The 12,623-nt window shown below is 40.9% G+C and carries 11 protein-coding genes; all 11 read right to left on the bottom strand.

The window, feature by feature from the left end; translation table 11 throughout:
* Positions 1–102: 102 nt before the first annotated feature.
* Complete coding sequence (locus ABJL82_RS00725; RefSeq protein ID WP_347272766.1) at positions 103–975, bottom strand: GDP-mannose 4,6-dehydratase; 873 nt, start codon at positions 973–975, stop codon at positions 103–105.
* A 47-nt stretch (positions 976–1,022) separates the two neighbouring features.
* Complete coding sequence (locus ABJL82_RS00720) at positions 1,023–2,552, bottom strand: class I SAM-dependent methyltransferase (protein ID WP_347272765.1); 1,530 nt, start codon at positions 2,550–2,552, stop codon at positions 1,023–1,025.
* A 2-nt stretch (positions 2,553–2,554) separates the two neighbouring features.
* The gene (locus ABJL82_RS00715; protein WP_347272764.1) at positions 2,555–3,826 is read right to left on the bottom strand and encodes a class I SAM-dependent methyltransferase; all 1,272 of its coding nucleotides are present in this window, start codon (positions 3,824–3,826) and stop codon (positions 2,555–2,557) included.
* Between the two features lie 20 nt (positions 3,827–3,846).
* The gene (locus ABJL82_RS00710) at positions 3,847–4,296 is read right to left on the bottom strand and encodes a hypothetical protein (RefSeq protein ID WP_347272763.1); all 450 of its coding nucleotides are present in this window, start codon (positions 4,294–4,296) and stop codon (positions 3,847–3,849) included.
* Positions 4,296–5,594 (bottom strand): ABC transporter ATP-binding protein, encoded by a 1,299-nt coding sequence (locus ABJL82_RS00705; protein WP_347272762.1) that lies wholly within the window; start codon positions 5,592–5,594, stop codon positions 4,296–4,298. Before ABJL82_RS00705 ends, ABJL82_RS00710 begins: the two co-directional genes overlap by 1 nt.
* Positions 5,595–5,708: 114 nt before the next feature.
* Positions 5,709–5,864: a YgiT-type zinc finger protein gene (locus ABJL82_RS00700; RefSeq protein WP_347272927.1), complete on the bottom strand. Its 156-nt coding sequence runs from the start codon at positions 5,862–5,864 to the stop codon at positions 5,709–5,711.
* Positions 5,861–6,217, bottom strand: coding sequence for a four helix bundle protein (locus tag ABJL82_RS00695; RefSeq protein ID WP_347272761.1), 357 nt, complete (start codon positions 6,215–6,217; stop codon positions 5,861–5,863). The genes ABJL82_RS00700 and ABJL82_RS00695 overlap by 4 nt, the downstream gene beginning before the upstream one ends.
* 68 nt (positions 6,218–6,285) lie before the next feature.
* On the bottom strand, positions 6,286–7,707 hold the full coding sequence (locus ABJL82_RS00690; protein WP_347272760.1) for a mannose-1-phosphate guanylyltransferase/mannose-6-phosphate isomerase: 1,422 nt from the start codon (positions 7,705–7,707) through the stop codon (positions 6,286–6,288).
* Between the two features lie 93 nt (positions 7,708–7,800).
* Positions 7,801–8,640 (bottom strand): ABC transporter permease, encoded by an 840-nt coding sequence (locus ABJL82_RS00685; protein ID WP_347272759.1) that lies wholly within the window; start codon positions 8,638–8,640, stop codon positions 7,801–7,803.
* A gap of 162 nt (positions 8,641–8,802) precedes the next feature.
* Positions 8,803–9,945, bottom strand: a complete 1,143-nt coding sequence (gene gmd / locus ABJL82_RS00680) for a GDP-mannose 4,6-dehydratase (RefSeq protein ID WP_347272758.1) — start codon at positions 9,943–9,945, stop codon at positions 8,803–8,805.
* A gap of 306 nt (positions 9,946–10,251) precedes the next feature.
* A complete protein-coding gene (locus ABJL82_RS00675) occupies positions 10,252–11,556 on the bottom strand; it encodes a nucleotide sugar dehydrogenase (protein WP_347272757.1) in 1,305 nt (434 codons plus the stop codon).
* Between the last annotated feature and the right edge of the window lie 1,067 nt (positions 11,557–12,623).

Below are 12,623 nucleotides of genomic sequence, written 5' to 3'. Positions count from 1 at the left end.
TAATTCATGCCAAATCCTAAACCATACTTGGTACACACAAAAATATGAAAAAACATCTAAAGGTATGTTCATGGGATTTTTGTATCACAAATTCTCAAAACGCTAAGAACCCTTTATCATCATTTTCGCCAATTCGATGAATTCCACCGTTGGAGTCCATCCTAATGCATTCATTGTTGCCGGGTTAGAAATTAAACACTTATATTCAGATATAAACCCTTTTTTAAACTTAACATACTTTTGCCAATCTTTCCCTATCAGATGAAAACACTGCTCCAGCCAATCTTCTATCGAATAAGCTACACCAGAACCAATGACCGCTTCAAAAACAGTATCTTGCTCAATGAGTGTAAAAATGCCTCTTGCCACATCACCGGCAAATGTCCATTCCTTTTTCACGGAAATGTCACCCAATTTTATTATCTCAATTGCACCTGCAGCAATACGCTTTACCGCAAGGGCTATCATTTTGCTCACATGGTGCTCTTTCCTCTGTGGACTTTCATGATGAAACAAATAGCCTATATAGACACGCAATCCAAGCGAACGATAGTATCGTGCTGCATATACTGAGTGAATACGCGCTACAGAGTACGGGCTGCTAGCCTCAAAATTGTCAGTTTCGGATATCGGCATCCCTTTATTTTCAAACTGAACACCACTTCCAGTTAAAAAGACTTTTGAAGAAGGGCTGAATAGCCTTACGGCTTCAAGAATGTTCAGGGTGCCAGTCGAAATCGTAGCATGGTTCTCAAATAATGCATCATGCCGTGTAGTAGAATTAGCGGCGATATGAAAGATATAGGTCGGAGTATATTCTTTAATTAATTTTTCTACTTCATTATAGCAGGACACATCGCCTTTAACCCAATTACCGGATCGTGAAACGCCAATGGGCTTAATACCCTTGATCTTGCAAAGCCCGGTGAGATAATATCCGTCCTGTCCGTTCGCGCCGAAGATGAGGGCATTCATACATAAATTAGCTTAGGTCACAATAATTATTAACAAATTACAGGCTGTTATTGTTTTTCAAAAACAACTATACCAAATGTATAATTCAGGGTTGGATCGGGAGAGTAATAACCGTCACGAATCACCGCCTCGTTAATTGTCCAGTCCATATCTTGAACTAAATATAGACCGTTTGCTTTGCATTCAGCGATAAATTGTTTTACAGATTGCTCATCAAGCGGTTGCCAACTTAAACCATAGAGCTTTACATTTGAGGTAATTTTTGGATTCCAGTAATCGAAGGTAACGAACAGTCTGCCATTGTCTTCTAGCAAACGCGCTACTTCGTGGGCAAACTTAGTAAAATCTATTTCATGCTCGATAACGGAGAGACAAGTGATATTTTTAAAAAACTTGTCTGGCAGTTTGGTATCCATCAAATTCCCTATTAAATATTTCACCCCTTTAACCGGAACATTAGGTTCTCGCAAATCTATCCCATACAGTTCACCGCGAATTTTCTTGAGAGCAAGATTTTTCAAAATGTATGAGTCGGAACTCCCTATATCTAGAAAATTTCCATCGTCTATCTTCGGAATAATATGTGCCAAATCCCAATCTTTACATTTAATGTTATGGGAGACAAAACCGTTGCGATAAAGAAATGCCGTACATTCATCAATTTCTGATCTAGATTGCAAAAACTTGCACAAAGACTGGCAACGTGGCAATTTTATAGTGTTTGAATTCTTGGTTATAGTAATATTTGCTGCCATACTGAATATTTTTCTAGAGTCAGGAACAAGCAAATAGTTGATGTTGTAAATGATTTTCTCAACCTTGTAAGAAATCGATGTAATAAAATCTAAATAATCCTGAAAACTGGTGTCAAATTCATTTTGAAACTGCTGTTCAAATTCAAAAATTATCGGCATTTTATGCCTTTTGATAGTTTCTATTGCACCCCGCATGGCAAATAAATCGCTACCTTGCACGTCAACTTTCATAAAGCTAATTTCTCTGTCAATTTTCAGGTCGTCAATAGCGATAGTTTCAATTTTTCTGCCATTAGTTGCCTTCGGTTCTAAACCGTAAGAACCATAGGCAGAAAATTTCTTAAAGTCTTGAACTGGATAAAACATTACCTTCTCTGTTTGGTCATAAACTGCTCCGAGAAATGCTCTAATATTATGACAATTGTTTGCCATGATATTTTGCTGAAGAACGTAAAATATATAATCATCAGCTTCAAAAGAAAAAACTTGTCCGTCCTCGCCGGTAAGCTGAGAAAATAACAAAGACATTTGTCCAAAATTTGCGCCTATATCGAGGACAATTGTATCCTTTTTAATATATTCACTAACAGCATCAACAATTTCTGGTTCAAATATTTTTCCAGACTTCATGTCGTTTGCAATGCAATCCTTAGTGGTATCGGCTGGTAAATAATAGTTACCAATTGGTGTTTGATAAAATTTCAGAGGTCTGTGCTGAAATTTATCCTCAGTCGGAATTATCAATTTTTCTGGGTTATTTGAAATACCAATTAATTGCTTCAACCTTTTTGCTCTATGGCACATTTGCGTAAAAAACCTCATAATCAGCCTGCCTTCTGTTTTTTGATAATTTCTATGGTTGGTAGAGGGAAAATTAAACCAATACCTTTGTTAAGTGTCTCTTGCTCACGCTCAATAAATTCTTCTTTAAAATGCCAGGGCAAGACGAGGTAATAGTCGGGATTCATGGCCCGTGATTCCGCTTCACTAACAATCGGAATATCTGTACCAATAGTGAGGGCTCCATATTTGTCCGGATTTCGTTCTGCAGCAACATCAATGATACGATTGTCAATACCGCACCATTGCAAAATCGTGTTTCCCTTGGTTGATGCGCCATAGATATGAATCCGCTTGCCCTCTTTTTTTATTTTTTTCAATAGAGTGTTGAGCTCCTCTTTATGGACATTGACACAGTCCTGGAAATGCTTGTACGGCTTGTCAGTATCCAGTTCCAGGTCAAACTCTTCTTGATGCAGTGCCTTGATATTCTGAATAAACCCGTCCTTTCTGTAAGCAAAGTTTTCAGCATGAGTGGCACAGCAGCGAATACTGCCGCCATTAATAGCATTAAGCGAGACATTCATTATCTTCATTCCCGCTTGCCTCATGATATACTCAATGACTGCCAGACTATAATATTCCAAATGCTCATGACAAATAGTATCATAGGATGTCATCTTAAGCATAGTTGGCATATACGACATCTCAAAGATCCAGATTCCATCTGGTGAAAGAATGTTTTTAATCCCTTTAGTAAACGCAATGGGGTCCTCAAGGTCGTAAAACATGGCAATGCAGGTGATGATGTCAATCCGTTTTTCTTGTAATAGGCTCATTAGCTCATTTGACGGGAAAATGTCCTGCACTACAGTAACATTGCCCTTTATTTCCTGTGCAACATCCGAAGGGTCCACGCCATACTTTTCAAATTTATCCGGATAATAACTAAGCAATGTTCCGTCATTGCAGCCAATGTCAAGAACGCGAGCAGCGGGTTTGTTGAAAATGTTGCAGGCTTCTTCTACTATGCCGCGCAGATGTTGCCGCATCGTATTGTTTGTGCCGGAGCGGTACCAGTAGGCTGAATAAAGAATTTCCGGGGGAACGGTGTGCTCCATCTGGAGAAGGCCACAGGCAAGCTCATCTTTCATGGAATCACAACGAAGAAGAGATGTTGGAATCTTGCGCATGGGGGGCATTTCTTTGCCAGGCTTCACAAATGATCCCTGAAGATATTGTTCACCAAGGTCAATCACTTTGGTAAGCTCTCTTGAACCACAGACACGACAAGTTTTTCTGTGAATAAGATGCATATTTGTCTCCCTATAGCAAATTATAACGCATTATTTCGTTGTTTGATAAGAGAGCGAAACTGCTTATCAATCTGATCAATACAACTATTACGTTCAAGATTGAGCAGGGCAAGTTTTTTAACGACCAAATCCTTTTCTTCTAGTGGCACCTTTTCAAATTCATAAACTTTTTCCTGCTCATGCCATAATGAGTTGTTGACATTGGCAAGTTTGGAGAAGATTTCTCCAATACTCCCTATTACTTCAGTGACGATGTTACTTTCTTGTTTGTAAACTTTATTTGCAGAAAATGTCAGCCTTTCCAATGGAATCTGTCCTGAAATTGCAGCGTAAATGAATCCATCAATCTCCGTTTGAAGCTGTTTTTCCTGAACTTCAAGACTTTTGAGGCGCTCTGAATCTTCGGAGTGCCACTGTTTGAGCTTGACGATTGTTAATTTATCGCATAAAGAACCAAGTGTTTCAGCCATCAACACACGCCTTCTTTAATATTGTTGATACTCCATTTGCAGTCGGCAAAAACACATCCATAGTCATATCCTTCATGTGCGGCAAAAATTGAACCACCATCGATTATGGTTATTATTAACGCGTCTTCCACCAAATCAACAATTCTTACATTAGGAATACTAATAGCAAATGTAATCATGTATTGTCCTGGAACAAGAAAATTAGAAGGTATAGTAACTATTGTATATACTTCTTTTTGCTGTTGAGTTATTTTTTCCCATTCCTCATTTTCGCTGGTAAAAACCTTTCTTCCCCTTTGATCTTTTATAAAAAAGCCCATAACTGTATTAGGTATCCATTGATTAATTTGACAAGTGACACTTATAATAATTTTTTCTTTATGAGTAAAATAAGATGTTATTCCCCCTTCAGAATTTAGAGTTTGAGCTTTGGCAATGAACATCTCTTTACTGGAATTCGCACTGGCGGTAAATCCATTTTGGCTTGCCGATGATGCTTCGCTCAGATAATAGTCAATTACATGCTGTGTATCTCCTGTTTTCGCAATACTGCCTTTGCTCAAGAGAAAAGCCTTGCTGCACAATTGGGCTATTGCGCCCATTTGATGGCTCACAAACAAAACCGTTCTTCCTTTTTTTGCAACATCTCCCATCTTCCCCAAGCATTTCTTTTGAAACGAGGCATCTCCTACTGCCAACACTTCATCAATGACTAATATCTCAGGCTCAAGATGTGCCGCCACAGCAAAAGCAAGGCGGACGTACATTCCGGAGGAGTATCTCTTGACGGGCGTATCCAGGAATTTTTCTATCTCCGCAAAGGCAACGATCTCTTCAAACTTTCTTTTTATTTCTGCCTTTGTCATGCCGAGAATGGCGCCATTGAGATAGACGTTTTCTCTGCCCGTTAACTCCGAATGAAAACCCGTACCCACCTCAAGCAAACTCGCTATCCTACCCTTAATCTTGACGCTACCCGTCGTCGGCTCGGTAATTCTGCTTAATATCTTCAATAACGTGGATTTGCCAGCGCCGTTACGGCCGATGATGCCAACCACCTCGCCTTGCTTAACCTCTAAGGAGACGTCTTTGAGCGCCCAGAAGTCCTCGCGGGAAGGATTATGCGCAGAGGGCAGGGCGCAGGGCGCAGGGCGCAGAGAGCACAGGGCAGAGAGCATTCTATTGCCCACCATTCTCGCCTTGTCGGCAAGGACATCACGCAGGGCAGTGTAGCTGCCATTTTGCTGGTGGCGGATGGTGTATTTTTTTGAAAGATTTTCGACTTTAATGACATTCATAGTTTATAGGTCATGGCTCAAAGCTCATAGCTTTGAGCTTTGAGCTTTGAACTCAGAACAAAGAGCATTTTCAGGTTAAGGTTAATAAGTTAAAGGTGAATAGAGCATATATATTTACACAGAGACAGACATTTTCTCCGTTTTTTCGTCTACAGCACGAATAATCTGCTGGATTGTATCTACTTCTGCCTCATCAAAGTATACTTCTCCACATTGTGCGCACACCCAGGCAGGAGCGGAGGGCAGAGCGCAGGGCAAAATAAAAATCATTTTAAGGATTTTTGAAAGTTGGTGATTTTTCGGCATAAATGATCCAGGTCTTCTAATAATAAATCCGTAGTTGCTTGATCGATAAAACTTCTTCTTTGTAATAATATCAGGATATTTGCATTTTCGAAAGTAGATCGGTGAGCAATGTTAAGGAACTGACAAAATTCCTTGTCTGAATTTGAACCGCTTCCTTCGGCGATGTTGTTAGACATAGACATCCCGGCAGCACGAAGTTGCTCTGCAAATCTATACAGCCGCTTCTTTTCCAGTCCATCAGCAATGTCAAATAATTTACCGGCAATCTCTATTGCCATTTGCCATATTTCCATATCCTGAAATCTGAATCTAACCATCTCACTCTCCTGGAGCGCAAAGCATATATTGCGCCGTGCTCTTTGCTCTTTGCTCTTTGCTCTATGCGCTATGCTCCTTGCGCCCTGCCATACACATCGTCACACCTGACAATGTCGTCTTCCCCAAGATATTCACCATTCTGCACTTCAATTATTTCAAGGGGTATTTTGCCGGGGTTTTCAAGCCGGTGCATCGTTGATTTCGGTATATATGCCGATTCGTTTTCATGGATAAAACTCTCCTTATCGCCGGTAGTCACCTTTGCACTTCCTTTTACAACCACCCAGTGTTCTGACCGGTGATAATGCATTTGCAGGCTGAGCTTTTCATTCGGGTTTACTACAATCCGCTTTATTTTATACCGCGGGCCGTTTTCAAGCACGGTATAGTTTCCCCATGGTCTGTATGTAGTAACATGTTCAACGGCCTCCGGTCTTGAATTTTCATTGAGTTTCTTTACGATGTCTTTTACCTTTTGCGCCTCTCCCTTCTTTGCTATCAGTATGGCGTCGTCCGTTTCTACCACAAGGCAGTTTTCAAGGCCTACGGTGGTAATGAGTCTTTTTTTGCCCAGGAGAAAGGAGTCTTTTGTGTCTATTGCCATAACATCCCCCTGGAGAACGTTGCCATTCGCATCCTTATCAAGAATATCAAATAAAGAATCCCACGAACCTACGTCGTTCCAGTATAAATCAAATGGCAATGCTACAACCTTGTCTGATTTTTCCATAACTGCATAATCGATGGAGATATTGGGCATGTGCTGAAATTGCAAGAGCATTTCTTCATAACTCAGATGGCACATTTCAGTTATTTCCGGCGCATAGCGCTGAAGTTCTCTCATTATTGTTCTTATACTAAAGGCGAACATGCCTGAATTCCAATAATAGTTGCCCTCATGGATATATTGCTTTGCCGTGTCTCTGTCAGGCTTCTCCGCAAATCTTTCCACTTTAAAGAATTTTTTGGCACAATTCCCTGAAGATTGATCGCTGAACTTTAAATACCCGTAACCAGTCTCGGGCTTATCCGGTTTTATACCAAAGGTTACAATATAACCTTTTTGGGCAATCTCTTCTGCATGCCTCACCCGTTCTGCAAATTCTTCCGGCGGTTTTATGATGTGATCGGAGGGGGATAAAAATATTATTTCGTCCTCCGTGCACTTGAGCTTTTCTTTACAGTATTTCACTCCGAGCGCTATTGCGGGCGCTGTATTCCTGCTCAAAGGCTCAAGTATCGTGCGTGCGCCGGAAACAGAGCCATTCAAACCTGGCAGAGAATTCAGCGCCGAAGAAACATGAAATTGGTAGTTCTTGTTTGTTATGACAATAGTGTCCTCCGGGGAAACAGCGCCCAGAAGCCGGTCAACGGTTTGCTGTAAAAGGGACATACTCCCGTTCAATTTTAAAAATTGTTTCGGGAAATTATTTCTGGATAAAGGCCAAAGCCTTTCCCCTCCGCCACCGGCAAGTATGAATGTTTTCATGATACGATAACCTCAGGTATTATTGATAAAGAATGCAATCTCTCTTTATGCTCTTTGCGCCCCCGCGCTATGCCCTTTGCGCCATGCGCCCTGCTATATCACATCCGCAAAGGTTCTCTCCGTCTTCCTGAAATACCAGAAACCGGAAATTAATATAGTTGCAGTCAGCGCAAGTGACAAAATAAAACCCGGCCAATAAAACTTTACACCCGTTCCTAAAATAGCCCACCTGAATCCATCTATGACACCTACCATCGGGTTCATGGAATAAACCAACTTCCACTTTTCGGGAATGAGGGTGCTGCTAAAACCAACCGGTGAGATATACAGGCCAAATTGTACAAAAAAGGGAATGACATACCGGAAATCCCTATACTTTACATTCAAGGCAGAAATCCAGAAACCACAACCAAGTGCGACAAGCAGCGCAAGGGATAAAAACAATGGGATGGTTACGATCCGCCAATCCGGGATAAATTGATACCATATCATCAGGACAAACAGAATAGAAAATGAGATGAGAAAATCCACGAGGCTCACAATGACGGCGCTTGCCGGAATAATGAGCCTGGGGAAATAGACCTTTGAGATTAAATTTGCGTTACCAATAAGAGAACTGCTGCTTTCCGATAAAGAGTTTGCAAATAACTGCCAGGGTAACATTGCCGCGTAAACCATAATGGCATACGGGGCGCCTTCTGACGGGAATTTGGCCAATTTCCCGAATATGACGGTAAATACGATCATGGTCAGGAATGGCCTGATGATACTCCATGCTATTCCTATGACCGTCTGCTTATATCTCACCAGCACATCGCGCCATGCAAGGAAGGCGAAGAGTTCACGATATTTCCAGACGTCCAGCCAGTAATGCTTTACGCCCCGCCCGGGCTCTATTATAAGGTCATATTCTATGTCTGTAGTTTCATTCATAATGTAGCAAAGCCGTTTGTAGCAAAGCCGTAATCAAAATTACCCATCTCTTTCCGGAGAGGAGTTACACAACACCCCTTACCCCTCTTTCCAGAGGGGAATATAATGAATTTCGCCGTTTTGATCTTTATTTTCAACACCTGTATTTTCAAAATAATTAAACTAACACCCTTCTTTAATTTTCTCATATGAAGAAAAATCGTGGTTTGTATAGCTAAATCCTTTGTCCCTTGACACCTTCATTCCTTCTCCAGGCGGTTCTAATCCCAAAACCTTCATGTCGTAATCTACCATTATCTTGACAAGTTCATCGAACGTTGTTCTCGGTTCCCAACCAAGTTTTATCCTTGCTTTCGTAATATCTGCCTTCAGGTATTCGACCTCTGTAGGCCTGAAATATTTTGGATCTATTTCTATAACGACATCTCCGATAGATAAGGTTGAGGCTGAGGACATGATTATACCTTTTTCATTTACGCCCTTGCCTCGCCATTCTAGTTCAACGCCGGCATAGTTGAAGGCATTTTCTACAAACTCTCTCACTGAATAACTATCGCCTGTGCCAACTACATAATCACATGGTGTATCCTGTTGGAGCATAAGCCACATCATTTCCACGTATTCCGGGGCAAATCCCCAATCTCTTTTTGCATTCAGATTTCCCAGATAGAGTTTTTTCTGGTTTCCTGCAATGATATTCGCAACTGCTCTTGTAATTTTTCTGGTTACGAAGGTTTCTCCCCGTCTTGGTGATTCATGATTAAAGAGTATTCCATTACACGCGAAGAGATTGTAAGCCTCCCGGTAATTGACCGTTATCCAGTATGCATAGACTTTTGCCGCCGCATAGGGGCTTCGGGGATAAAAGTGGGTATTCTCATTTTGTGGAGGAGGAGAGGCGCCAAACATTTCTGATGAAGAGGCCTGATAGAACTTTGTTTTTATTCCGCTCCTCCTGATTGCCTCAAGCAGCCGTGTCGTCCCTAATGCTGACACGTCTCCGGTATATTCCGGCATATCGAAACTCACCCTTACATGGCTCTGTGCCCCCAGATGGTATATCTCATCTGGCTGGATGTTATATATCAGGTTTGTAAATTGCCCGGAATCTGAAAGGTCGCCATAGTGGAGAAATAGTTTTGCACCGGAAATGTGTGGATCTATATAGAGGTGGTCGACCCTCCCTGTGTTGAAACTACTTGCCCTGCGAATGAGACCATGTACTTCATAACCCTTTGACAGGAGGAATTCAGCAAGGTATGATCCATCCTGACCAGTAATCCCGGTAATAAGGGTGCGTTTCATATGTTTTTTTTATTTCTCCTCATAATGGACTTTAACCCTCTCATAAATAATATTGTAAAAAACGTATAATTCTTTCATTACGCCAGATCTGATTTGATCCATCGATCTCTACAATGGTTTTCCAATTTTTTGTAACACTTTAGTTTTTTGAAAAAGCAGGGACGAAGCATTTGCCCGTTTGGGTATGAACGCATTTATGACAATTTACAGCAAATGCTTCGCCCCTACACTGCGATTATTGGAATTTTTCAAAAAATTAAAGTGTTACAATATTTCTATATTTCTGTCATTCATTAGTTTGCTGTCTTATGCCCTTTTTACCTTATCAGAATGATTCGTATGATTCTTAATTAAATTTCTCGTATCAACGATAAGTTTTGAATTTTTTAGGATAAAATCAGGGTCGTAATCGGAATGCTCTGTTGCGATAACAACCGCATCATATTTCGCAAACGTCTCTGCATGTAAAGGGACTGAACTATTGTTAAATGAGTATTTCCTCATTTTCGGGAGAACCGGTATATACGGGTCGTTGTAGTCAACATGGGCATCTTTCTTCCCAAGAAGCTCCATGATCTTCAGCGAAGGGGATTCACGTGTGTCGTCTATATCTTTTTTATATGAAAGCCCAAGGATTAAAATCTTTGCACCCTTAATGCTTTTCCCTTTCTCATTGAGCGCCTCAATGGTTTTCTGTACCACATAATAGGGCATGTTGGTATTTATTTCTCCCGCAAGCTCGATAAACCGGGTGGAAAACTCGTATTCCCGCGCCTTCCAGGTCAAATAAAATGGGTCGATAGGTATGCAATGTCCACCAAGACCAGGGCCTGGATAAAATACCTGAAATCCAAAGGGTTTTGTCTTCGCCGCCTCTATGACTTCCCATACATCAATTCCCATCCTGTCAAAAAGCATCTTTAGTTCGTTCACCAGCGCGATATTTACCGCTCTGTAGATATTCTCAAGGAGTTTTGTTGCCTCTGCAACTCTTGTTGAAGAAACAGGGACAGTCTTTGCCACTACCGAATCATAAAGGGCCTTCGCAACGGTAAGACAATTATTCGTATAACCGCCCACCACTTTAGGGATTGTCCCTGTTGAAAAACCCTTATTATTCGGGTCTTCCCGCTCCGGTGAAAACGCAAGATAAAAATCCTCACCAGCTTTTAACCCCGATTCCTCAAGCATGGGTCTCATGTCCTCATCTGTTGTGCCGGGATATGTAGTGGATTCAAGGACAATAAGCTGTCCCTTGCGAAGATTGCCTGCAATGGCCTTCGTCGTGTTAAAGACGTATGACATATCAGGCTCCCGGTATTTGTTCAGCGGCGTCGGGACGCAGATGATGATGCAGTCCATAGCGGACAACATCGAGAAATCCGTGGTGGGGGTGAAGAGCGACCCGGCGTCCGTGATCCGTGAACTATCAATGTGTTTGATGTAGCTTTTGCCCTGGTGCAGTAATGTTACCTTTTCTGGATCAATGTCGAAGCCTGTAACCTGAAACCCAGCCTTGCAGAATTCAATGACCAGAGGCAATCCAACGTAGCCAAGGCCGATGATACCAATATGCGCCTTTTTTGATTTAATCTTTTCGATTAGTTCCATAGGTTATTTTGTTTTAGCCTCGCGATTACAAAAGATATAGTCAAAAGTGCAGTGCGGGTTTGTGCAATGCGGGCAAGGATAAATACAGATAAAAAATAACTCACAAATCCCAAATAATTTCTCTATTGATCATATGCATTCACCGACATACCTGCCAGCAGGCTGTCGAGCCTGCTGATTTAATTTACAGGGACTTCGTCCCTCTCAGTTACATGAATAATTTATGTAACCAGTTAACGGATACAGCATAAATCAGGCAGTCGGCAGTCAGAAGTCAGAAGTCAGCAATCAGCAATCAGCAATCAGCAATCAGCAGTAGGCAGTCGGCAATCAGCAAGTTGATGGATAGCAGTGCAAAGAATACAGGACACAAAGGGCACAAAGAGAAACTTACAAAAACCATGAATGATCAATTGATATACCAATATGGTTTAATAATTTCAGATTTATTGTAATTGTTTATCTAACGATACTTTAGGAATAATAGGTTTTTCAGAGTATGGTAAACCGGGCAAATAACAAAAGGATAGGCCTTTTTTATATTTGTTTTCCTCTGCAAAATTTGCAGAAAATCAAACATGGCTTGAAAGCATTGTGATTTGTGGGATTATAGTGGCACACGATAAACGAACCCCTTTTTTCTATTGTATTATGGTGCAATATTTGCGCACGAATTGGGGTTACTTCCCATTTTTCATAAACTCTTGTAAATATTGCCACTAAGACACTAACGGGCAAATTCCAATTTTCGTAACATTTTAGTTTCTTGAAAAAAATATTCACGCGTGCCTGTTATATAACAGGAATAAAACATTTTCCTTGTAGTGGCAAGGCGTGCCTTGCCACTACAAATCATACCCCCTATAGGCAGTTATTTTTCAAGAAGCTAAACTGTTACATTTATTTGTATAATTGAGGCATAACGACAAGATTTATCTTTTTGTAACACTTTAGATTTTTGAAAAAACACCGCGAAAAGCTCCATTAGCACCTTTTTGAAAATTAATATTCAATATTCAATGCTCAATATTCAATGTAAAAGAATAGAGGCACATGAGCAACAATTT

It is taken from the genome of Candidatus Kuenenia sp., assembly GCF_039794105.1.
GTDB lineage: Bacteria > Planctomycetota > Brocadiia > Brocadiales > Brocadiaceae > Kuenenia.
Note: the sequence above shows the minus strand (reverse complement) of the source record. Positions and strands in the feature narration are given on the sequence as shown.